The organism is Segatella hominis (genome assembly GCF_019249725.2).
Lineage (GTDB): Bacteria > Bacteroidota > Bacteroidia > Bacteroidales > Bacteroidaceae > Prevotella.
Map to the genome: position 1 here is coordinate 2,998,120 of NZ_CP137559.1, position 24,470 is coordinate 3,022,589.

A 24,470-nucleotide genomic window follows, 5' to 3' on the forward strand; every position below is an offset into this window, starting at 1 on the left:
TGTTGCGGACATTTTCTATTAGTTATACGATAAAACTATTATTTGCTCACAATCAGTTTCTTACCATTTACGATATAAATACCCTTCTTAACAGTATTCACTCTGCGACCTTGCAAATCGTAAATCTTATCAGAAGAACCATCCATCAAGATGGGCTTAATACCCGTTGTAACAACGTTTACTGTTGATTCACTATCACTTGGGTAATATTCATTTTCACCAATATCTGCCAACGTGATGTTCTCTAACTTCAAGGTATAATCACCAATTGCCAATTTATCATCAGCCTTCAATGTAATGTTCACTACAGCGCCACTGGTACCCTTTATACTCTTATTGGCAATAGAATATACTATTACACGGAAGCGATTAGACTTAAGCAAATTGGAACCCAAAGAATGAGTCTTAGTGAAGCGACCTGGAACTATATCTGCCATATACATCTCATTTTCCTCATCATAAGGAACAGTAATACCTTCAGGGAGTATGAGGTCGAACAGGAAGCTGCAATAATCACCAGTATTATCCATTGTCACATGAGTAAAACTATTAGCTAACATGCAACAAAGATAGCATTTTTCTTCCAATTTACATTCGCTTTGGCGAGATTTTTTCAGCTCATGGATATTTCATTTTTTATTTATTTTAATGTATTTGTTCTTATTTTCTGAAATTACCTTGACAATATACAAACCGCTACATAAATCATTTAGATCTATAACTTTAGTTGTATAACATTTTTTTACGAGTGTTCCATTAGCAGAGTAAATTTCAGTTATTATTTTTGAGCTGTTGAAACCTTCTAAGATAATTTTATTGTTTTGTATCGAAATTTGACCGTTCATATTTGGTACTACATCAATAGCTGACGTCTGATTACGTATAGTTTCCAAATAATTTAGAATTTCTGGGTTTTTAATAAGAGAATTAGTAAATATCGTATCTCCGCTACTGCTCCCATATTCATTGCAAGATACGATTTTATAGAATTCTCCCCAATCTGCATAATTATATTTGATTTCGTAGAAATTTTTACTTTTTTCATTAATATCAACTCCTATGTAAAGCCCCCAATATCCTTCTTCAGGGAATTCGAACACGTCTAAATTATCTGAAACAAACTGTACTAGTATGCAATCTTTCATCCTGTCAGAAGAAAACTGGATGGTTAGTTCTGCCGATGGATAATAGCTACTTAAATCAAAATTAAAGTTGCCTAATATAGATGCATTTTTCTTTTTGGGGCGTGAAGGTAGTACATTCAACCTTAAAGGTAAGCTGCCTATTATGATGCCATTTTTGTGCAAATCTACTACGCAACTTATATAAACAGAAGAGTCATTGGGGTACTCTATATTTTGACAATCTGAAACAAGATTTAAACCAGAAAAGAGACTTGGGGTAATTTTAAACGAAAAACTGGTAGCTCCAGTTTTTGATTCCTCACATACAATTTTCTTTCCATTTTTATCATAAACGCTAAATGCCCAACGACTATTCTCACAAGATCCATTTTGCGCGTGAAAAGTCGGCATTTCACCATCAATAAATACATGAGAGCAATCTACGATTGTTCCGTCCTGTAAAAGAATTGATGAGTCAATACTTTGTGCTTGAACATTAATAAAAATCAAACTTATGACGAATCCTAATAATATATGTTTCATTTCACTAATTTTAATGTTTTTATTTTAGAACCTTCTTTAATGTATTCCAGTAAATATATATCTTGACTTTGCAAAAATAATCAGAAAATCTGAAACTAACTCATGTTTTGTGATTTTTCTTTGTTAGTATTGTCATTATTTCTGGTTTTGTATCTTTTAGTGAAAATATGATATGGTAAAGAACGAGATAAGCGGCATTCCTCGGATGTGAATGCCGCTTATCATATTTCGATATTTGTCCGAGTTATCTCAGAAAAGAAGTCTTTTCTGTCTTCTCTTATTTCAGATATTCCCCGAAGTCAGTCAATCTCATGTCGCCCTTTTTCAGGAAGGTATCGTGCATGGCGAGGGCTGCCCGCATGCTCTGTGGCTCATGACCCTTCTCGGCAAACTTCAGATATTCGCGGAGCATAGGGCGATAGTCTGGATGAGCACAGTTTTCGATGATTTCCTTGGCACGGCGCAAAGGACCCTTGCCACGAAGATCGGCAACGCCCTGCTCGGTAACAATGACATCCACATCATGCTCCGTACTATCCACGTGGCTACACATCGGAACGATGGCTGAAATGCAACCGTTCTTGGTGGTACTCTGAGTGGTGAAGATAGAAATGTAACCATTACGCTCGTAGTCGCAAGAACCGCCGATGCCATTCATCAACTTGCTGCCGCAGATATGGCTGGAGTTCTCGTTGCCATAGATGTCGCACTCGATGGCGGTATTCATGGCGATGACACCCAGTCGGCGGATGACCTCAGGAGAATTGGAAATCTCACTCTGACGGATGGTGAGATGCTGCTTGAAATAGTCGATGTCATCATATACTTCCTTCAAAGTATCATTGGTGACGGTGAGGGATGAGCAGGAAGCATCCTTGATTCTACCTTCGCGCATGTATTTTACGACAGCATCCTGTACAACCTCGGTATAAACGCTGAATACCGGTACGTTAGGATTCTGACCCAATGCCTCGAGTACGGCATTGGAAGTAACGCCTACACCGCTCTGGAGTGGCAGGAACTGTGGAGGAATATGTCCCTTCTTCAGGTCGCTGACCAGGAAGTCGGCCACATTATGACCCATCTGTTCTGTGATAGGGTCGAGCGGCTTGAAGGCACGAGCCTCTTCCGGGATATTGCATTCTATCACGCCGACAATCTTATGGGCATCTATCTCTACATACTCTTTGCCGATACGGTCGCCTACGTTCATGATAGGGATAGGTGTACGGAATGGGCATTCTGCTATTTCATAGACATCATGGAGATAGCGGGATGCTGGACTGTGGAAGGTATTCTTCTCGATGAGTACCTTCTTGGCAAGGCGTACGATGGTAGGCACGATACCGCCGGCAGAGGTAAGGAATGCCTTGCAGGTGGTTTCGCCTTCTTCCAGATCGCTCACCTCGATGATGGCAAGGTCTATCTCGCCATAGAAGCCACGGCGCAGACGCTCAGCCATGTGACCGAGGTGCATATCCTCGTAGTCGATTTCGCCCAGATTGGTATGGGTGCGGAAATCCTTGTTGGTAGAAAATGGCGCACGGAACTTGATGGCATGGGCTGCTGCCATGTCACCCTCGATACTTTGCGAGGTAGAAGCTCCTGTCAGGATGCCCACCTGGAATGGTCTGCCTGCTTCATGTTCTGCCACGGCTCTCTTGGAGAGTTCGCGGAAGGTAGCCTTAGGCACGCCGTTAGGTGTGAAACCACTTAGTGCTATCGTGTCCTGATCCTTGATCATAGCTGCGGCTTCGGCAGCTGAAAGTCTTGTATATGTCATTTTCTTCTAACTTAATACTCATTAGCGGAACTTATAGCCGCCTTCTTGACAATTGATAACTGTTTGCGGCTGCAAAGTTACACATTATTTTCGATATAAGCTAATAATTTGATAATTTTATGCAAATACAAGGCAAAAAACTTACAAATCGTGAATAATTATACAGAAATCACTTACTTTATGAAAAAACAGTGTTATGCCAGTGCCTCCACTTTCCAATCGTCGATGCTTCTTCGGTCTTCCGAGAAGTTGATGCCCACCTTATATTTCTTTCTGCTGTCATCGGCGAAGGCTGCGAGATAGTCCTTGCTGTCGATTTGCTCCATCGCTGCCTCAGCATCCTTCTTGTATTTCAGTTCCAATATATAGACGCTGCGCTTGGTTTTCAGCACCATGTCGATTCTGCCATCAGATGTTGGCACCTCTGGAGTAACATCACATCCGAGGATTAACAATATGGTGTAGAGCACGGCTTGGTAATGGCGTTCGTTGTTGTTGACCAATGTATATGGGAACTTCTTGTAGAAAGTCTGGAGATGAGAGAGGAATGCCTCCATATTGTCCTCGGCACTCAGGATGAAGTTTTTTGCCCATGCCATATAGATAGCATCACGGTCGCCCATGCCGTCTGGGGCATAATAGCGGAAGAGGCTATTGGAGAAGCCCTTGCGCACCTCTTCATTAGGGAAGGCAAGCTTGTATAATTTCGCCAAACGATTGTATGACTTGATTGTGAGATAGCCGCTTTGGTATAATACCGGCACAGGGTCAACAATCTTCTCTGTTGGAGTATCGAAGCGGTCGGAGGTTGTCCAAATGTCGTCCAACTGGAGCATATCGACATTTTTCTCTTGAAGCAGTTCTATCAGGAAGGTAGGAGTACCCGTAGAGAACCAATAGCTATCAAACTCATGGGTCTCTAAGCAATTGAACATGCTGTAAGGATTATACATATCGGCACCTTTCCCACTAAAGTGGTAGCCATCGTAATTATATCTCAGCTCAGCTAAGGCCTCCTCATAGTTCATATCATTGGCCTGCGCCAATTCCTCTATGTCATCGTGGAAATTTTCCAAGAGCTCTTCCTTGCTGATGCCACAGATAGAACTGTACTTATCCCACATGCTAATATTCGTGATATTGTTCAGTTCGCTGAAGATACTCAACTGGCTAAACTTGGAGATTCCTGTTAAAAAGACAAAATGAAGATTGTCCTCTTCTGACTTCAAAGGGCTGAAGAAGTTGCGCATGATGTCACGTATCTTGTCCTGCAAGTCCTTGTCTTTCATAGAGTCGTGCATCGGCGCATCATATTCATCGATGAGCACAACCACATTCCTGTCGGTCTTTTGCTTGGCGGCATTGATGATGCGAATCAATCGGACATTAAAAGCCTCGGTACTAACAGAAGTTATTTGGTATAAATCCTCGTAAGTTTCAAGAATCTTATCAAGAGTTTCTATCAGGCTTTCCATATTATAGTATTTCCCCTTGCTAAGATCAAGATGGATAACGGGGTGTTTCTCCCAATCTTTTTCCAAGGCTTCCAGCTTTAGTCCTTTGAATAGCTCTTTCTTTCCTTCGAAGTAGGCTTGTAGGGTTGTGACAAGGAGTGACTTTCCGAATCGTCGAGGACGACTCAGAAAGCAATATTTCTTCTCATGCACCAAGTCATAGATTAAGTCGGTCTTATCTACATATACATAATTTCCCTCTATGATATTCTTGAAAGTCTGTATTCCGAGAGGATATCTTCTACCTTTCATAAGCTATTCCCTTTAATTATGGTGGCAAAGTTAAGGTATTTTTCTTGATTAACCAAGCTTTTTGTAGCCTTTTAGCCCGATAACTCGAAAAATCACCTTAAATGTCTCTATTTTTGAATAAAAGTTGTACTCTTGCAAGGCACTGTGATGCCGCTCGAAGTTAAACATGGTTAATAAAAAGTTATAAATATACAAGGAAACGGAAAATTTTGTATTTTTGTAAAAAGAATACTCATTAAAGTTACACTTATGGGAAAAGAAAGTTTATTAGGCATCTTTTTGTTCTTTCCATTGGGCAACAGTGCCCAAATCTATTATTCATACGACTTCCGTGGCAATTTGATTTCTATGCGAGGGTCATCTTGGGGACATCTACAATGCAAGTTTCTGATTCAGATGCTTACGTTGTAGATTCCACTTTCATACAGATTTCTTGGGTCACCTGCAAAAGTTCGCTACGCTCCAAGTTTGGCTAAATTAATTCAGTGAACACTAATTAGTTAAAATATAAATGATGAAACAGATATTATTACTCTTCAATTGTTTACTCGTCTTTCTTCTGTGCTCTTGTGTGGATACAGAAAAAAACAAAAAATTTATGCAAATAAAAACATCTTATAATGGAGAGCCTTTTGTGTATATAATTCCTAATGAAAATCCTTTGTCATGTTTTTATATTGAAAAGGAAAAGAATGGTATGTATGCATTATATATAGGACACATGTCTATAAAATATCTACAACGAGTATGCATTCGTAAGGAATATTATAAAGTAGAAGAACTAAGGGCGGATGAAAAGGTTCATTACCCAACATATAAGGCTATCTTAGAAAGACTAAATTCTTATTTATATTTCATGTCTGACAAAATCGAATTAGATTCACTTACGCAGATAAACATCCGTACTGGGGATTTAGCAGAACTAGCAATTGACTTTTCATATAATTGGGAAAAGAACAACGATATTTTAAAAGACAGAACGGATTTTGATCAATTCTCTATTGCAATCAATCAGACTTCTTTAAACAAAGACATTAATAGTATATTGGAAAAGTATTCACTGAGAGTTGATACAATAACATCAGGTATAGAACCGAAGGCTTTGGGAATTCCATTAGAGGAGTTTGCTAAGAGTCGTGGTATAAAAAAAATGAATCAGAACATGCCTAAGATAATAACAGATGCCCCAATTAGGGTCACCTGCAAAAGCGTGAGGATGTGATATACTAAAATTTGCTGCACATGAGATAATCAGCAAATCTCTGGGGGTACCAGTGTATTTTGCTGATGGTGAATGAAATTATAATAGCGATGAAAAAATATATATTCTTTTGTGGGATTATTGTATTGCTTGTACTGAATGTAGCTTGTGTTAATAGGACTAAAATGGATGTCATTTCTTTTCCTGTTAATGCAACAGAAACTGTATATTGTCTAGACAAGGATACACTATATAATACGGATGTGTATTTGGTGTTTGATAAAAAGGACAATGGGATGATTGTCATTTCTTCTATTATACCAATTGAGTATTATATGATGGGGAAGTTGAAAATTGAAAACTACAAAAAGTTTGCAAATTCTAAGTTTCCAGATACAACGGAATTTCTATGCTGTCTACAAGAAAGCATGGCTAAAGCTTGCAAGAAATATCCTTTAGATTCTTTGAAATACATTTATTGCCACACCTTTGATTTTCCCGACGAAACTGTAGAGTTATCATTAGCTATGGATACGGTAAAACCAATAGAACGCATGGAAGATTTTTCCAGATGGGAAAGACGAGTCAATTCTTTGTTAAGAGCATCTGGATTTTATAGTAGCTTGGATACTGTTCTCAGAGATTATCATTTGAGAGTTGATACAATCATGGCTAAAGATGAGAATGGGGAAGTTGAATTTATGAATTTAGATAAAGAAAGCTTTTCTAAAAAATATACTTTAGGACTTCATTCTAAGATGCCTAATGCCATTGTGGGAACTATCCTTACAGTGGTAATAACCCCTTTCGACTAGATACAGGTTCTCCTTTTTACTAGATTCTTTTAACCATAAAATGCCTTTTTGGCTGTAAGTATGTTAAAATTACTACTTAGAGCCACTTTCTTACCCATCCGTTTGGCTTTAAGTGGTATTTTTTGTATATTTGCAGCCAAATATAGCAGTATCATACAGAGAGAATAGACCATGGAAAATCTGTTCCATTGATATTTTCGAGGAATTTAATAACATTTTGCGAATGATTTGTCGGATATATCAGAAAAATGAGTTAACTTTGCAAACAAATATAAATAATAAAAAGAAAGGTTCATAATAAGATGGAACAGAAATTATTGATCTACAACACTCTCACTCGTACGAAAGAGAGATTTACTCCGCTCCACGCTCCTAATGTGGGCATGTATGTTTGTGGCCCTACCGTATATGGCGATCCGCATCTCGGTCATGCACGACCAGCCATCACATTCGATATACTCTTCCGCTATCTCAAGCACCTGGGCTATAAGGTTCGCTACGTTAGAAACATTACTGACGTAGGCCACTTGGAGCACGATGCTGATGAGGGCGATGACAAGATAGAGAAGAAGGCTCGCCTGGAACAGTTGGAGCCAATGGAGATTGCGCAGTACTACACCAACCGCTATCACGATGCCATGGAGGCATTCAATGTGCTCCCTCCAAGTATCGAGCCTCATGCTACCGGTCATATCATCGAACAGGAGAAGTTAGTGCAGGAAATCCTCGACAATGGTTATGCTTACGAGAGCAATGGTTCTATCTATTTTGATATCGAGAAATACAACAAGGATCATAAGTATGGTATTCTTTCTGGCCGTAATCTGGAGAACATCATCAATGAAAGCCGTGAACTTGCTGGTATCGGCGAGAAGAAAAATCAGGCTGATTTCGCTCTCTGGAAGAAGGCTTCACCAGAGCACATCATGCGCTGGCCAAGTCCTTGGAGCGATGGCTTCCCTGGCTGGCACTGCGAGTGTACTGCGATGGGCAGAAAGTACTTAGGCAACCACTTCGATATTCACGGAGGCGGTATGGACTTGATTTTCCCTCATCACGAGTGCGAGATTGCTCAGGCTGTGGCTTCTCAGGGCGATCAGATGGTTCACTACTGGATGCATAATAACATGATTACCATCAACGGTCAGAAGATGGGTAAGAGCTTGGGCAACTTCATCACTCTGGAGCAGTTCTTCACAGGCAATCATGACAGTCTGGAGCAGGCTTATTCGCCAATGACCATCCGTTTCTTCATCCTCTCGGCTCACTATCGCAGCACAGTAGATTTCTCTAATGATGCCTTGAAGGCCAGTCAGAAGGGATTGGAGCGCTTGATGAATGGTTTGAACGACCTGGAACGTGTGCCAGTGGCTAAGCAGAGCGACGAGCAGGTTCATAAGTTCGTAGCAGAGTTGCGCCAGCGTTGCTATGATGCGATGAACGATGACTTCCAGACACAGCTTGTCATCAGTTTCCTTTTCGAGGCTTGCCATGTTATCAATACAGCTCTTGATCATAAGGCGAATATTTCTGCCGATGACTTGAAGGAACTTACCGAAACGATGCCGCTCTTCACCTTCGATCTTCTCGGTTTGAAGAGTGAGAAGGGTGCCAACAATGATGCACGTGAGGAGGCTTACGGCAAGGTGGTGGATATGGTACTCGACCTTCGTGCCAAGGCTAAAGCAGCTAAGGATTGGGCTACCAGCGACCAGATTCGTGATGCTCTTGCTGATGCAGGATTTGAAGTTAAGGACACCAAGGATGGTGTAACTTGGAAACTGAATAAATAGAAAATTGAAGCTATAAGAAATAGTGTCAATTGAAAACGGATTCTATAAAAAAAGTATAATAGCCTTCACGCTTTGTGGAGGCTATTATACTTTTTACTCTTTAAACGAGTTGTTTGATGGTATTTCTCACTTTCTCTGCCGATGTGACGAGCGAATTGGATTCATCAGCCCCTTTGGCTCCCATATAAACCTCGTGGTTATAATGTTTCATCTTGCTCACTACATTTACTCTTGCAGAAAAATGGTATTCGTGAATGCCTGTAGCATCGAATATCTGTCGGATGTTTTCCTCGTTGACGCCACTACCTGCCAGGAGCTGGATAGGAGGCAGGGGATATTCTTTCAGTTTCTTTTCCAGTTGGGCAAGCAGGCTGATACCATCTATCGCCTTCGGTTGCTGACCAGAAGTCAGGATTCGGTTGCATCCCAAAGAAATAATATCTTCAAGGGCTTTCATGGGATCTGCAGTACGGTCGAAAGCACGGTGGAAGGTTACTGACATTGGGCGTGCCAGCTCCACCAGTCTGCGGTTGGCTTCCCTATCAATTTCTCCCTCTTCTGTGAGGCATCCGAAAACGACTCCATCCACTCCCAATTCGCGACAGATGCGGATATCTTCTTCCATGCGTTCCAGTTCCAATGGGGTATAGAGAAAATCCCCACCACGAGGTCGGATGATGACGTGGAGTTTAGTCTTTGTGAGTAATTTGCGTGCCAGTTTTATCTCGCCATACGATGGGGTAGTGCCTCCCTCGGGTATTCCTGCGCACAGTTCTACCCGGTCGGCTCCTCCCTCTTGTGCTGCCAGACAGCTTTCTACACTATTGGCACATATCTCAAATTTAAATTCTTCTCTGTTCATATCTTCTTTTTCTATTTGTTGATCCATATTGAGTTTTTGGCTATATATCCTTCATGTTGGATGGGATAATCGTAGCAAAGTTACTACTTTTTCACAAAATTCCAAGGTATTTATGGTGTTTTTATCACATTTTCCCTAAAATGATATGACGGATAGTAGCTGTTCCTCAAGATGGGCATGAAAAATCGGGTTATCGGTAGGGTAGTGACTGATATAAAAGAATGCTAAAGGTTTATAAGTTTGAGGACTACAAACTTGTGAACTTCATTTTTATTGCTTATCTTTGCGGTTGGAAAAAAATAATCTTAATAAATATGAGAAAAAGTATAGTATCTTTAGCCATCCTCTTCTTGGTTTCTTGGCAGGCGGTGATGGCCAACTGTTTGTCGGTGGATGCACATGACAAACCCCATTTTATCTCAGACGGGGCTTATCGCTCTAAGGTGGAAAACGCTTTCGAGAGTAAGATGAAACTCGTGGGCAGGCAGTTCTATCAGGTGAAAGGGATGAACATCTATGGTACAGTCCTGAAGAAAAAGGGGGTTAAGGAGACGATGGAGGTCACTAAGCAGAAACTGACGACTGAGGAGCAGGAGGCCCTGCAATTCCTCTATGCCTATATGCCAGTAGCTGACGTGACAGACTATCCTACAAGTTTCTTCCTGGAAAATGTCCGTACGAGCTTTGAGGCAAGGAAGGAAATGGCTTGGGGCAAGGATATACCGGAGTTGCTGTTCCGTCACTTTGTGCTTCCTATCCGTGTGAACAATGAAAATCTGGATGATTCCCGAATGATATTCTTTAAGGAACTGAAAGAGCGTGTGAAGGGGATGGGCATGAAAGATGCTATTCTGGAAGTCAACCATTGGTGCCATGAGCGGGTGACCTATCAGCCTTCCGACGGTCGTACTTCTGCTCCTCTTGCCACGATCCGTTCTGCATACGGAAGATGCGGCGAGGAGAGTACTTTTACCGTGGCAGCTTTGAGAGCGATAGGCATTCCTGCCAGACAGGTTTATACGCCTCGCTGGGCGCATACTGACGACAATCATGCCTGGGTAGAAGCATGGGCTGATGGTAAATGGTACTTCTTAGGCGCTTGTGAACCTGAGGCTGTGCTTAATCTGGCATGGTTTAATGCTCCCGCATCGAGAGCCATGCTGATGCATACGAAGGCGTTTGGCGACTATAACGGACCGGAAGAGGTAATGCTCCGCACGTCCAACTATACAGAAATCAATCTGATAGACAATTATGGCTCCTCTGCCCGTATCGACTTCTCTGTAGTTGATGCTGAAGGCAAGCCTGTAGAGGGTGCAAGAGTGGATTTTAAAATCTATAATTATGCAGAGTTTTGTTCTGTCGTGACGAAATATACGGCTCAGGATGGCAAGACCTTTCTTTCGGCTGGTAAGGGCGATATGATGGTTTGGGCTTCGAAGGATGGTAAGTATGGCTTTGTAAAGGCTTCTTTCGGTAAGGCAAATCTGCCTGGTGAGGAAGGCGAGAAGGCGAGAAAAATGACCATCCGTCTTGACCGGAAGGTTTCTGCTTCGGATATGAACCGTTCTCTTGATTTTTCTTCCGTTAGTTTCCGTGATTCTTTTGATATCGTACCTCCGCCAGAGAAAGCAAATATTCCTGAGGTTTCGGCAGAGGCGAGAGCGAAGAACCTGGAGCGATTCGCTTATGAGGATTCTATCCGCCATGCTTATCTGGCTACTTTCTATAATAAGGAGACGGCTCTGGAGGCATTGCAGAAAAATGGATTGCTTGAGGAGAAGTATTTGACGAGAAACGGGGTTCCTACTTGGATGGTAAAGGGAGAAAAAGTGGACTATCAAAATGCTCAAAAGCTTTCTGATAAAGCTCAGAAGTTAGTGGATTTCCTTGTTGGTTCTTGGGGTAATCACGAAGTTATCCTCAAGTTTCTGATGCTTCATCAGGACAATTTGAATCGGGCTATAGATTTGCTCAGTACGCTGAGTGCCAAGGATTTAAGGGATATGCAGATGGATATTCTGGAGGATCATTTCAATGCCCATAGCAACCAGTTGTCTCCTCGTGTGGAGGACGAGATGATTATTCATCCTTTCAAACAGTTCTTTGAGGAGCAATTTGAAAAGATGAAGACCTCTGTTGCTGATGATCGTGATGTGTCTTCCAAGTCTGTAAAAGCAAATAATGCAGCTAAAGCAAAGCAATCTTTGGCTCAAGTTTTCAGACAAGATCCAGCTCGTCTGGTGAAATGGGTGAAGGAGAATATCCGTCTGAACCCTGACAAGAAGGCATTGCAAATCGCCCAGACTCCTATGGGTGTTTGGACATCACGTCTTACGGATGAGCGCTCTCGGAAGATTTTCTTCGTGGATGTGGCAAGAAGTCTTGGAATTGAGGCGAGAGTGGATGCTGTGACCAAGAAATTGCAATATAAACAAGGTGGAGTGAAGGAGGGTTTGCAGAATGACGTCTGGATAGATGTCGATTTTGACGCGAAAGCATCTTCTGCTGCATCTGATATGGAAAAGACAAAGGTACAGTCTTCTCCTAAGGGCTTGTTAAAGCTTGATTATCAGCCTAATGGAGTGGTGGATGATCCTAAGTATTATAGTCATTTTTCTCTTACTCGCATCAATCCTGACGGCTCTACTTCGCTGCTGGAATATCCTGAAGAGGGATGTACTTGGAGTAATACATTCAAGAATGGAGTGGAATTGGATGAGGGGGATTATGCTCTTGTAACGGGTACTCGTCTTGCCAATGGCGGGGTGTTGTCAGAAATGCAATTGTTTCATGTGAAACAAGCTGAAACCAATGTAGTTAAGATGTTTTTACGTACTTCTGATACCGAGATTACGGTTAAGGGAAACTTTGATTCGGAGTCTAAATTCATCTTGGATGGTAAGGAAGTCAGTCTTTTGAGCCAGACGGGTCGTGGTTATTTCATTACTGGTTTGTTGGGTGTAGGCCAAGAGCCTACTAATCATGCCTTGAAGGATATCGCTAAGGTTGCGCAAGTATTCGAAAAGTGGAATCGTCCTATGGTGCTCCTCTTTGAGGATGAGGCTTCAGCTAAAAAGTTCCGCATAGCCGAGTTCCCGGGTCTGCCTAAGAATCTGATATTCGGTATAGACAAGGAGGGTTCTATTCGGAAGCAAATCGTTGAGAATATGAAACTTACGAATGCCAATCTCCTTCCGATATTTATGATTTCTGATACTTTCAATCGTGTGGTTTATTTCTCACAGGGTTATACTATCGGATTGGGTGAGCAGTTGGAAGCCGTAATCAGGAAATTGTAAATCCGCAGTGCTGATGATTTGAAACTATTATTGTTTGCTGGTTCTGAAATTTGCTTGTTGGCAAGGACGCCTGCTTACACAAATTTCTGAAATATAAAAAGGAACTTTGGAGTTATCTTATTCCAAAGTTCCTCTGTTTTTTATAGGTTTCTTTTACCAAAAGTTCTTTTTTCATTCATGTTTAGAACTTATAATCTAAGTTCCCTTGTTTTTGTGTCATTCTGAGTTGGCATTAATGTGCTTCCAGCCAGTTCTTTCCCCAGCCTGCATCGGCTACTAATGGTACGCTCAGATGATAGGCATTCTGCATTTCCTCTACCACGATTTGCTCTACTTTCTCTTTCTCTTCCGGATAGACGGAGAAATTGAGCTCATCGTGTACCTGGATGATCATTTTGCTCTTGATGCCTTCAGCTTTGAACCGGTTGAAGATGCGAACCATCGCAACCTTGATGATGTCGGCCTCTGAACCTTGGATAGGGGCATTGATGGCATTGCGCTCGGCAAAACCGCGTACTGTACCATTGCGGCTATTGATGTCTGGTAAGTAGCGGCGGCGGTGGAAAATAGTCTCAGCATAGCCTTTCTCGCGGGCAATTTCCTTTGATTTCTCCATATAGGCCTTTACGCCAGGGAAGGTGCGGAAATAATCCTCAATGATTTGCTTGGCTTCTTTATTTTCTATATTCATGCGCTGCGCCAGACCGAATGTAGTGATACCATAGATGATACCAAAGTTGGCAGTCTTTGCCTTTTTGCGCTGAGTATCAGTAACTTGCGATATTTCTTTATGCCATATTTTGGCAGCTGTTGCGGCATGGATATCGGAACCTTCACGGAAGGCTTCTACCATATTCTTGTCTTCGCTCAAGTGTGCCATGATGCGCAACTCTATCTGGGAGTAGTCTGCTGAAAAAAACAGACAGCCTGGCTCTGGAATAAAGCAGCGGCGTATTTCTTTTCCATCATCATCACGTACAGGAATATTCTGTAAGTTTGGATCACTTGATGAAAGGCGACCTGTGGCAGTAATGGCCTGATTGAATGAGGCATGTATATGTCCGGTACGTGGGTTGATGAGCTTAGGAAGAGCATCCACGTATGTGCTCAGAAGTTTTTTTAAACCCCTGTAGTTCAGAATCTCATCGATGATCGGACTCTTGCTTCTCAACTGTTGCAGTACTTCTTCACTCGTCACATATTGTCCCGTCTTTGTCTTTTTCGGTTTCTCCACAATCTTCATTTTTCCGAAGAGGATTTCACCTACCTGACGTGGAGAGGCTATGTTGAACGATTCACCTGCCAGTTCGTAGATGTGATGCTCTATGTCTGCCAATCTGTTGGTCAAATTATTAGACGTTTCTTTCAGCGTATCGGTATCAATGCATACTCCGTTCATCTCCATGTGGGCCAAAACGGGTACAAGTGGCATTTCGACATTCCAAAACAGATCCTCACAATGGATCTCCTTGAGTTTTGGCTCAAGTACATTTTTCAATCGCAATGTGATGTCTGCATCTTCTGCTGCATATTCATAAACATCGGATGGAGCAAGATCTCGCATCGATTTCTGGTTTCTGCCTTTCGGACCGATCAACTCCTCAATATGGATGGTCTGGTAATTGAGCAAGACTTCAGCCAGATAATCCATGTTGTGGTATAACTCTGGTTGGATGAGATAGTGAGCAATCATCGTATCAAACATCTTGCCTTTTATCTCCACTCCGTAATTCATCAAAACCTCGTAGTCGTATTTGATATTTTGGCCGACTTTCAGAATTTGAGGGTTTTCATAGAGCGGTTTAAAGATGTTTACGAATTTTAAAGCTTCTTCACGATTTGCAGAAATGGCGACATAGTAAGCCTCTTTTTCTTTGACGGCAAAGCTCAAACCTACCAATTCTGCATCAATTGCAGTAGTAGAAGTGGTCTCTGTGTCTAAACTGAGAATATCGAATGTCATCAAATAATCACAAAGTTTCTTTGCATCTTCCTCATTTTCAATTAGTTGATACTTATGAGGAGTGCTTTTAAGGGTCTCAAAACTCGCGTTTTTTTGAACATCCTGCCCATCGTCTTGCTGTGCGCCAAATAAATCGAGCTCTCCTGTAGGCTTTATTTTCTTTTGTTGAGGTTTTTTAAGAATCCTGTTTGCAAAGCTTTTGAACTCGAGTTCAGAGAAGATTTCGTCCAACTTTTCTTTATCAGGTTCAACCAACTTCAAATCATCCATTTTAATTTCCACAGGAACATCAGTCCGGATAGTAGCCAGGAACTTTGAGATTTTAATATCCTCAATGGCACCTTCTATTTTTTCGCGAAGTTTGCCTTTCACCTTAGAAGAATTTTCAATCAAGTTCTCTACGTTTCCAAATTCATTGATCAGTTTGGCAGCCGTTTTCTCTCCGACACCAGGACATCCAGGGAAGTTATCTGCCGAGTCACCCATGAGAGCCAAAAGGTCAATAACCTGGAGTGGGGAAGCGATTCCGTATTTTTCCTCAATTTCCTTTTCACCCAAGGTTTCATATCCGCCTCCATGTCGAGGACGGAACATATATACATTCTCCCTTACCAGCTGACCATAATCTTTATCCGGTGTGAGCATGTAGGTCTCTATACCTTTCTCTCCAGCTTGAATCGCCACAGTACCAATGATATCATCAGCCTCAAAACCATCTACTTGGAGGATAGGAATGTTGTAGGCTTCGAGTATGTTTTTGATGATTGGTACAGAGAGTTTGATGTCTTCCGGTGTCTCTTCTCGCTGGGCTTTATAGGCAGGAAAAGCCTCATGGCGGAAGGTCTTGCCATGGTCGAAAGCCACTGCGATATGAGTTGGTTTCTCCTTGGTAAGTATCTCGTTGAGGGTATTGCAGAACCCCATGATACACGAAGTGTTAAGCCCCTTGGAATTGATTCTTGGAGCTTTGATAAAGGCGTAATACGAGCGATAAATGAGCGCATACGCGTCTAAAAGGAATAATTTATCCATAATATTCATATTTATGGTGTAAAATTACTAAAAAATTGCCACATTTCACGAATAATTGATTAATTTTGTATCAAATTTCAGAAATTAAGTAGTTTTACTATCACATAATGGATTATTTATCACTTATCAGACAGCCTATTGAGGCAGAGTTGACAGATTTTATTGATTTGTTTAATAAGTCTTTGATGCATAGCGACGGACTTCTTTCGCAGGCTCTCGACCATATTCGACAGCGTGCGGGTAAGCGTATGCGCCCTATGCTTATCCTGCTGATGGCGAAGAATTTCGGCAAAGTTACTGAGGTTACTCAGCATTCAGCAGTCGGTTTGGAACTGCTTCATACGGCTTCTTTAGTACATGATGATGTTGTAGATGAAAGTGGGGAGCGCCGTGGTCAGGCAAGTGTCAATGCTACTTATAATAATAAGGTTGCAGTACTGGTAGGTGACTTCATTCTCTCTACTGCCTTGCTCCATGTTTCCTATTCTCATTCTGAGGAAATAGTGAGATATCTTGCTGAATTAGGACGTGTTTTGTCCAATGGTGAGATCTTGCAATTGAATAGTATCAGTAATCAGGAAATATCGGAAGACATTTATTATCAGGTAATTAAGCAGAAAACGGCAGCTCTTTTTGAGGCTTGTGCCGGTATTGGTGCTTTGTCGGCTAATGCTTCGCAGATTGCTATAGAGGAAGCCAAGCGATTTGGCCAGAATTTAGGTATTATCTTCCAGATTCGTGATGATATTTTTGATTACTACGATTCTCAGGAGATAGGTAAGCCTACTGGTAATGATATGGCTGAAGGTAAGTTGACTTTGCCGGTTATCTATGCGCTGAAATCTACTGGTGACGAGGAGATGATGAAGCTGGCACGTAAGGTGAAATCTCATCAAGTAACTCCTGATGAAATTGCTCGCTTGGTGGAATTTACGAAAGCTAATGGAGGTATAGAATACGCAGATAAGCGTATGTGGGATTTCCATGCCGAAGCCATGAATTTCTTGGACACTTATGTGGATGATAAGGACATCTATAACGCTTTGAAAGCTTATCTTGATTTCGTTATCGAACGTAAGGTTTAAACTCGTACGTTTATCTAGTTTATAGATGTGCGTCATTAGAGTCTATAGTCGTACGTTCATAGGGGTTATAATCGTACGTCTATAGAGTGAGTAGTCGTACGACTATAAGTCTCTAAAAATAAAGGTCTTTCAACTGGCTATATTTGCCGTTGAAAGACCTTGTTTTATCTACGAATCAGTTCTCCCTTTTTAGAAATACTTGATTTCCTTGCCAAGGATTTCGCTCAAGAGGAGGTTGGTAAGTCGAGATGTTCCCAAGCGGAACCATTGGTTGGTTAACCACTTTTCGCCAAGAACTTCTTTTACAATTGTGTAGTAAACGATTGCATCGTGAACGGTGTTGATGCCGCCAGCTGGCTTGAAACCAATCTGGATACCAGTCTTCTCATAATATGCCTTGATGGCCTGGCACATCACGTAAGCAGCCTCTGGGGTAGCTGAAACTTTCTCCTTGCCAGTAGATGTCTTGATGTAGTCAGAACCTGAGTACATAGCAAGAATAGAAGCCTTCATGATGTTGCTGCAGTTCTTCAGGCAACCAGTCTCCAAAATACATTTCATCTTGTGTTCGCCGCATGTTTCCTTCAGTTCCTGGATGTCAGAACAAAGGCCTTCGTAATCCTCACTGAAGAACTTGCCAACAGGCATTACGATGTCAACCTCTGTGGCGCCATCTTTAATAGCCAATGCAGTTTCAGCTACCTTTACCTCGATGAAAGTCTGAGAAGAAGGGAAATTGCCGCTTACGACAGCGATTTCTACGCCATCAACTTCCAGACTTTGGCTAATGAGACCAGCGAAGTTAGGGTAGGTGCATACTGTTGCTACATGAGGAAGTTCAGGATAATCCTTGGAGAATTTGTTGACTTTCTCTATCATCTTCAAGATACTTTCCTCTGTATCTTCTGTATGGAGAGATGTTAATTCAACGCTTCCAAAAAGGAATTTCTTCACCTCCATGGTCTCGTTTTCTGCAACTTTCTCGTCAAGGAGTTTCTTTACTTCTGCTGCAATTTCCTCATCGTTAAGGTTGCAATTATACTGTTTGAGAACTGACAAATACTTGTCGTCTGCTTCACTGTATTGTCCTTGTTGCTGTGCAAGAACCTGTTCTTTAATACTGCTCATACTTAATGTTACTTTTTTAATTATTAAAGTTAAGTTTAACTATATGATTCCTTCTATTTCAGGTGTTTTATTTCCTTCAATTTCGGGTATTATATCTCTTTAATTTCAGGTATTATTTCCCTTCAATTTCGGGTTGTTCTTATGCCTTTCAGAATCCCTTTGGGTCTTCTTATCGAAGCTCTTTTTGAGTTCTTCAGTAAGGTCGATTCCCGTTTGGTTAGCCAGACAAATGAGAACCCAGAGAACGTCTGCCATTTCCTCTCCGAGGTTAGGTTTTTCGTCCTTCTTGAAACTTTGGTCGCCGTATGTTCGGGCGATGACGCGAGCCAGTTCTCCTACTTCTTCTGTGAGACAAGCCATATTGGTAAGTTCGCTGAAATAGCGAACGCCATATTCCTTAATCCACTTATCTACTGCTTCCTGTGCTTCTTTTATAGTCATAACAGATGATCTTTAATTATGAAATAAGTCAGACATAGCCATAATCCAGTGATGAATATAGCGGCAATGGTGTTATAGATACCGATTTTTCCATCCTCCCTTTTGTCGCTGATGAACTCCATATTCACACCAATGGCAACGAGGGTTTCACCTGCATACTCTGCCCATGGATTGTTTAAAAACCTTTGAGAAAAGGTAAACGTTATGATCATTCCTATAGCCAGGAACCAACTTTTATATTTTAAAATCTTTTCCATCTGTTCTCGAATGTTTGGCTTTTACTCCTTATTATGGGTGTCCATCATGATGGTAACAGGACCATCATTCAGTAATTCTACCTTCATGTCGGCTCCGAATTCGCCAGTTCCTACAGGCTTTCCAAGTGCTTCAGAGAGCTTTTTGCAGAACTCCTCATAGAGAGGAACGCTGATTTCGTGTTTGGCAGCTCTCAGCCAACTTGGTCGATTTCCCTTCTTATAGCTGGCGAAAAGGGTAAATTGGCTGATAACTAGGATTTCCCCGTTTATGTCCATGATAGAACGATTCATGACATGGTTTTCATCATCAAAAACACGCAGTCCTATCACCTTTCTTACTAACCAATCAATGTCCTCTGAAGTGTCGCTTTCTTCTATACCCAAGAGGACGAGATAGCCTTGCTTGATAGCAGATTTTACTTCGCCTTCAATGGTAACAGAGGCATGTGCGACACGTTGTATCACGATTCTCATGTTATCTTATTCTTTTATATTTATATATCAATTCTTTCTGTTTCTATAATGATTTCAGATGCAAATATACGATATTTATTTGATATTCTTGTCTTTTTCTGTGAAATATTTCACAAGTATTTCCGCTTTATGTGGTCCGAGTACTTCTGTCAGGGTTTCTATACTTGCTTCCTTGACCTTTTTTACGCTTTTAAACTTGCTCAGAAGCGCTTCTTTAGCCTTTGGACCAATACCTTTGATGTCGTCCAATTCTGAGTGTAAAGCGTGCTTAGAACGCTTATCTCTATGGAAGGAAATGGCATATCGATGTACTTCGTCTTGTATCTGAGTCAAAACCTTGAAAAGCTCACTTTCAGGTGGAAGGGCTATGGTTTTGGGCGGGAAACCGTAGAGCAATTCATTGGTGCGGTGGCGGTCGTCTTTGGCAAGACCTGCAATAGGGATGTCCAAGTGTAATTCGTCCGCAATAACTGCATGAACTACGTCCATCTGACCTTTACCTCCATCCGTAATAATGAGGTCGGGTAAGGGTGTTCCTTCGTCCATCATGCGGCTATATCGACGTCTCACGACCTCTTGCATGGAGGCATAATCGTCGGGTCCTACAACCGTTTTTATATTGTATTTCCTGTAGTCTTTTCTGGAAGGTTTCATACCTTTATATACGATGCAGCCAGCCACCGCGTCTGTACCGGAAATGTTGGAGTTATCAAAGCATTCTATCTGATATGGCAACTTCGGAAGCTTTAATTTCGCCTGTAATTCCTTCATCAAACGGGTTTGTTTCTGCTCAGGATTAAGCTTTTCGGCCTGCTTTAGACGGTCGAACTTATACTGCTTGCAGTTCATCTCAGAGAGTTCCAGAAGGTGCTTCTTGTCGCCTCTCTGTGGTACGAAAAATGAAGCATCTTTTAGCTTCCATTCCATTTCGAAAGGAACGATAATCTCTTTTGCGGTGGAATGAAAACGCTCCCTGATTTCTGGAATTGCTGTAATCAAGAGTTCCTCGTCGCTTTCTTCCAGTTTGCGTTTATATTCATAGGTAAAGCTCTGGTTGATAGTTCCATTCTTTACATGAATATAGTTGATAAAGGCATTCTTGTTGGAGTCATCATTCACGATGGTGAAGACATCTACGTCTGTAATTGTGTGGCTCACGACCTCGCTTTTGGCCTCAAATTCATCCAAGAGTTGATACTTTTTCTTGTATTCTTCAGCTATTTCAAACTTCAGAAGTTCTGCGTTTTTCATCATCATATCATATAGATATTTGCTCACTTCTCTTGTATTTCCTTTAAGGATTTCGCGAGCTTGGCGCATATTCTCCTGGTATTCTTCGTAGCTTTGTTTGTTGATACATGGCGCACCGCAATTGTGAATATGGTACTCCAGACATGGCTTATATTTACCGACAGCTACGCCTTCTTTAGTAATAGGAAAACGGCAAGTTCTTGGCTTGTAAAGCTTCTTGATGACCTCCAGAACGGCGTACATGCTGCCAATATGGGGGTATGGTCCAAAGAAAGTCCCCACCTTTTTATTGATATGGCGAGTCTTGAAAATGCGAGGAAAATACTCGTTTGTCACACATATAGAAGGATATGTTTTGCCGTCTTTCAGCAAAACATTATATCTGGGATTATACTTTTTTATAAGGCTATTTTCAAGCAAAAGTGCATCTTCTTCCGTATTGACAACCGTATATGAAATGTCGAAAATCTTAGAAACGAGTACTTTTGTTTTGTATCTATCTACTTCTTTGTGGAAGTATGAAGATACGCGTCTTTTCAGATTCTTGGCCTTTCCTACGTATATAATCGTATGGTTTTCATCATAATATTGATAGCTGCCAGGCTTCTCCGGCATGCTCAAAACAATATTCTTAAGTCTTGTGAGTCTTTCCTCATTTTCCTGCTTGGTCATATTCCAATACCTTTATTTATAGGAGTTTAATTGAGTCCTGTTTCACGTGAAACGAATGAGCGTTGTCAAACGTACAGTGAAGTGTTCTATAAAACATACTATTAAATATGATGCCAAACCTATATAATGAAGCTCTGATAAAGGGCGTTTTTTGTGTTTCAAAACTGTATTTATGCGTACTGAAACATTAAAAAAGCATTCTTCGCTTCTTTATATAGGCTTGGCATAAGGGGGCTATAATTGAAGAAGAGTTGAAACTTCAACGTCTTCATCAAAGATCTTGCGGCCGATGAAATTCTCGTTTACCAACTCGATAATGAAGTTTGCGTAAACCTTTTTAGGATGGAATTTCTTAACCAGATCGCATGCAGCTTTCATGGTTCCGCCAGTGGCAAGTAAGTCGTCATGGAGTAGGACAACATCGTTTTCATTGATCGCATCTTCATGGATTTCGATGGTGTCCATACCATATTCTTTAGCATAGCTTTCCTGTACGGTTTTGCAAGGGAGTTTTCCAGGTTTGCGGCAAAGAACAACACCTGCGCCAAGTCTGATAGCTAATGCGGAAGACATAACGAATCCACGGGATTCTATGCCTACAATCTTGGTTATGCCTTTATCTTTATACAATTCATACATCTCATCGCTAATTTCTTTTAGCGAAGCAGGGTTCTTGAAAAGGGTAGTAACATCACGGAAATTAACACCCTTAATTGGCCAATCTGGTATGCAACGCAGATTGTCTAATAATAGCTGATTGTTCATAGTTCTGTACTTCTTAATTATATGTTTTTTACGTACTTATTTAAATGCTTTTTTCTTTCGGATCATATCATCATTTTTAATGCTCTTTTGCTTGAAGGCGAACTTGAGATATTATCGAAAAGCCATAGCGTTTTATGTCTCTTTTTCGGTGTATCTTTAAGTAGTGTTTCACGTGAGATTAAAGTTTTTCTTTAACCACAAAACACTTGATGAAAGCAATCTTAATTGACTGAAAATCAAAAGCTTTACTTTGCTTGTGTTCCACGTGAAACATTCCAAAAAGATAGAGAGCGTAGAGTTGCGTGAAACTATCTTCCTAGTAAAACGAGCAGGACGTTGATGTCGCTTGGGGATACTCCTGGAATTCTACTTGCCTGAGCAAGAGTTTCTGGATTGATATGCTCCAATTTCTGTCGGCCCTCTGTGGAGATTTCGTTAAGCTCTGCATAGTTGAATCGGCCTTTGATTTTGATATTCTCCAGTCGGTGCATTTTGTCTGCAATGAGACGTTCTCTTTCGATGTAGCCCTTGTACTTCATTTTGATTTCTGCAGCCTCCGAAATTTCTTTCTGCCGGTTGGCTGGAGATTCCATTACTTCTTTTAATTCAGGAATAATTTCTGAAAGGTTTTGAAGATTGAGATGTGGACGTGCCACGAGATCGATCAGTTTGCATCCTGCGCGAAGTGGAGTGGTGCCCAGTGCTTCCAGTTTTGGATTGATCTTATCCTTTTTGATTGGGTAGCTCTCACAGAAGTTGATGATTCTTTCGATATTCTCTTTCTTCTCTTGCCACCAGTCATAACGGTCTCGTTTTGCAATTCCCAGTTCGTAAGCTTTCTCTGTCAGTCGGGCGTCTGCATCATCCTGTCGGAGGAGAATTCTGTATTCAGCTCTGGAGGTGAACATTCTGTATGGCTCATCCACGCCTTTTGTCGTGAGGTCATCGATAAGAACGCCGATATAGCTTTCGTCTCTTTGCATTTCAAATGTCTTGTCTCCCACACAATGGAGCGCTGCATTGATTCCAGCAACAGTACCTTGACCGCCGGCTTCTTCGTATCCTGTCGTTCCATTTACCTGGCCTGCGAAGAAAAGACCTTTTATGATTTTTGATTCCAACGAATGCTTGAGTTGTGTTGGGTCGAAGTAATCGTACTCAATAGCATAACCCGGTCTGTAAATCTTGGCATCTCTTAAAGCTGGAATTTCATGAAGTGCTTTCAACTGTATATCCATTGGCATACTGGATGAAAAACCGTTCAGGTACATTTCGTTGGTGTCTTCACCCTCTGGTTCCAAAAATAGCGGATGCTGTTCCTTGTCTGGGAAAGTGACGAGCTTTGTTTCAATGCTCGGACAGTATCTTGGACCGGTACTTTGAATCTGACCATTATATAAAGGAGAATCAGAAAGTCCGCTTTTCAGGATTTCATGCACGTTCTTGTTGGTGTAGCAGGTCCAGCACGGAAGCTGTTTGAGTACCCGATGTTCGCCCATATACGAAAACTGGTGGAAATCATTATCGCCAGGTTGTTCTTCCATATCCTCGAAGTGTACGCTTCTCTTATCGATACGGACAGGAGTTCCTGTTTTCATTCTTGCGGCTGTGATTCCCCATCGGGTGATGCTTTCCGTAAAATGGTGTACTGCAGGTTCTGCACATCTGCCACCTTCTACCATTTTTCTTCCTACATGCATCAGGCCGTTCAGGAAAGTGCCTGCAGTAATGATGATGCTCTTGGCATGGAACTCAGCACCCCAGATGGTACGTACACCTATTGCTTCTCCGTTTTCGACTAAGAGTTCGTCAGCCTGATCTTGCCAAATTTCAAGATTGTCGGTGCGGTCGAGGATGCTTCTCCATTCCCAGATGAACTTTCCTCGGTCGCATTGAGCACGGGGACTCCATACGGCAGGTCCTTTACCTATATTTAACATACGGAACTGGATGGCGGTCTTGTCGGTTACGATTCCCATTTGTCCACCTAAGGCATCAATCTCCCTTACAATCTGTCCTTTTGCAATACCACCGATGGCAGGGTTGCAACTCATCTGTCCAATCTTGTTCATGTCCATTGTTATCAGGCAGGTCTTAGCCCCCATGTTGGCAGAGGCTACAGCAGCCTCACATCCGGCATGTCCGCCGCCGATAACAAGTACGTCATAATTGAATGTCATAATCTATACTTTTTCTAATTTTCGGCAAAAGTA

Annotated in this window: 18 protein-coding genes; 5 read left to right on the forward strand and 13 right to left on the reverse strand. The window is 41.5% G+C overall.

Going from position 1 to position 24,470, the window contains the following annotated elements; translation table 11 throughout:
- Window positions 1-38: 38 nt before the first annotated feature.
- The 4 genes from KUA50_RS12135 to KUA50_RS12150 all read right to left on the reverse strand — a co-directional run bounded on the left by KUA50_RS12135 (window position 39) and on the right by KUA50_RS12150 (window position 5,216).
- Window positions 39-530, reverse strand: coding sequence for a hypothetical protein (locus KUA50_RS12135; protein ID WP_218455763.1), 492 nt, complete (start codon window positions 528-530; stop codon window positions 39-41).
- A gap of 99 nt (window positions 531-629) precedes the next feature.
- The gene (locus KUA50_RS12140; protein ID WP_218455764.1) at window positions 630-1,667 is read right to left on the reverse strand and encodes a T9SS type A sorting domain-containing protein; all 1,038 of its coding nucleotides are present in this window, start codon (window positions 1,665-1,667) and stop codon (window positions 630-632) included.
- Between the two features lie 277 nt (window positions 1,668-1,944).
- Complete coding sequence (locus tag KUA50_RS12145) at window positions 1,945-3,450, reverse strand: acetyl-CoA hydrolase/transferase C-terminal domain-containing protein (RefSeq protein WP_218455765.1); 1,506 nt, start codon at window positions 3,448-3,450, stop codon at window positions 1,945-1,947.
- 194 nt (window positions 3,451-3,644) lie between these two features.
- Window positions 3,645-5,216 carry an ATP-binding protein gene (locus tag KUA50_RS12150; protein ID WP_218455766.1) on the reverse strand — a complete coding sequence of 524 codons (1,572 nt, stop codon included), beginning with the start codon at window positions 5,214-5,216 and terminating at the stop codon, window positions 3,645-3,647.
- Window positions 5,217-5,814: 598 nt separating this feature from the next.
- Between KUA50_RS12150 and KUA50_RS12155 the strand changes: the two genes are divergently transcribed.
- The 3 genes from KUA50_RS12155 to cysS all read left to right on the forward strand — a co-directional run bounded on the left by KUA50_RS12155 (window position 5,815) and on the right by cysS (window position 9,025).
- Window positions 5,815-6,438, forward strand: a complete 624-nt coding sequence (locus KUA50_RS12155; RefSeq protein WP_218455767.1) for a hypothetical protein — start codon at window positions 5,815-5,817, stop codon at window positions 6,436-6,438.
- Window positions 6,439-6,527: 89 nt separating this feature from the next.
- Window positions 6,528-7,232, forward strand: a complete 705-nt coding sequence (locus KUA50_RS12160; protein WP_218455768.1) for a hypothetical protein — start codon at window positions 6,528-6,530, stop codon at window positions 7,230-7,232.
- A gap of 302 nt (window positions 7,233-7,534) precedes the next feature.
- Window positions 7,535-9,025, forward strand: coding sequence for a cysteine--tRNA ligase (gene cysS / locus KUA50_RS12165; protein WP_218455769.1), 1,491 nt, complete (start codon window positions 7,535-7,537; stop codon window positions 9,023-9,025).
- 100 nt (window positions 9,026-9,125) lie between these two features.
- Here the strand turns inward: cysS and KUA50_RS12170 are convergent, their stop codons facing one another.
- The gene (locus tag KUA50_RS12170) at window positions 9,126-9,887 is read right to left on the reverse strand and encodes a copper homeostasis protein CutC (RefSeq protein WP_134842563.1); all 762 of its coding nucleotides are present in this window, start codon (window positions 9,885-9,887) and stop codon (window positions 9,126-9,128) included.
- 371 nt (window positions 9,888-10,258) lie between these two features.
- Between KUA50_RS12170 and KUA50_RS12175 the strand changes: the two genes are divergently transcribed.
- Window positions 10,259-13,189 (forward strand): transglutaminase-like domain-containing protein, encoded by a 2,931-nt coding sequence (locus tag KUA50_RS12175; protein WP_413777464.1) that lies wholly within the window; start codon window positions 10,259-10,261, stop codon window positions 13,187-13,189.
- Window positions 13,190-13,421: 232 nt separating this feature from the next.
- Here the strand turns inward: KUA50_RS12175 and polA are convergent, their stop codons facing one another.
- Window positions 13,422-16,184 carry a DNA polymerase I gene (gene polA / locus KUA50_RS12180; protein ID WP_218455771.1) on the reverse strand — a complete coding sequence of 921 codons (2,763 nt, stop codon included), beginning with the start codon at window positions 16,182-16,184 and terminating at the stop codon, window positions 13,422-13,424.
- A gap of 107 nt (window positions 16,185-16,291) precedes the next feature.
- Between polA and KUA50_RS12185 the strand changes: the two genes are divergently transcribed.
- Window positions 16,292-17,269, forward strand: a complete 978-nt coding sequence (locus KUA50_RS12185) for a polyprenyl synthetase family protein (protein ID WP_022109986.1) — start codon at window positions 16,292-16,294, stop codon at window positions 17,267-17,269.
- A gap of 189 nt (window positions 17,270-17,458) precedes the next feature.
- Here the strand turns inward: KUA50_RS12185 and deoC are convergent, their stop codons facing one another.
- The 7 genes from deoC to mnmG all read right to left on the reverse strand — a co-directional run bounded on the left by deoC (window position 17,459) and on the right by mnmG (window position 24,437).
- Window positions 17,459-18,397 (reverse strand): deoxyribose-phosphate aldolase, encoded by a 939-nt coding sequence (gene deoC, locus KUA50_RS12190; RefSeq protein ID WP_118120518.1) that lies wholly within the window; start codon window positions 18,395-18,397, stop codon window positions 17,459-17,461.
- 105 nt (window positions 18,398-18,502) lie between these two features.
- Window positions 18,503-18,838, reverse strand: a complete 336-nt coding sequence (locus KUA50_RS12195; protein WP_218455772.1) for a nucleotide pyrophosphohydrolase — start codon at window positions 18,836-18,838, stop codon at window positions 18,503-18,505.
- The gene (locus KUA50_RS12200) at window positions 18,835-19,095 is read right to left on the reverse strand and encodes a hypothetical protein (RefSeq protein ID WP_218455773.1); all 261 of its coding nucleotides are present in this window, start codon (window positions 19,093-19,095) and stop codon (window positions 18,835-18,837) included. Before KUA50_RS12200 ends, KUA50_RS12195 begins: the two co-directional genes overlap by 4 nt.
- A 21-nt stretch (window positions 19,096-19,116) precedes the next feature.
- Window positions 19,117-19,569, reverse strand: a complete 453-nt coding sequence (gene dtd, locus KUA50_RS12205; RefSeq protein WP_218455774.1) for a D-aminoacyl-tRNA deacylase — start codon at window positions 19,567-19,569, stop codon at window positions 19,117-19,119.
- A 75-nt stretch (window positions 19,570-19,644) separates the two neighbouring features.
- Window positions 19,645-21,492 carry an excinuclease ABC subunit UvrC gene (gene uvrC / locus KUA50_RS12210; protein WP_118117864.1) on the reverse strand — a complete coding sequence of 616 codons (1,848 nt, stop codon included), beginning with the start codon at window positions 21,490-21,492 and terminating at the stop codon, window positions 19,645-19,647.
- Between the two features lie 234 nt (window positions 21,493-21,726).
- The gene (locus tag KUA50_RS12215; RefSeq protein ID WP_118117866.1) at window positions 21,727-22,257 is read right to left on the reverse strand and encodes an adenine phosphoribosyltransferase; all 531 of its coding nucleotides are present in this window, start codon (window positions 22,255-22,257) and stop codon (window positions 21,727-21,729) included.
- Window positions 22,258-22,565: 308 nt separating this feature from the next.
- A complete protein-coding gene (mnmG, locus tag KUA50_RS12220; protein WP_218455775.1) occupies window positions 22,566-24,437 on the reverse strand; it encodes a tRNA uridine-5-carboxymethylaminomethyl(34) synthesis enzyme MnmG in 1,872 nt (623 codons plus the stop codon).
- Window positions 24,438-24,470 lie beyond the last annotated feature (33 nt).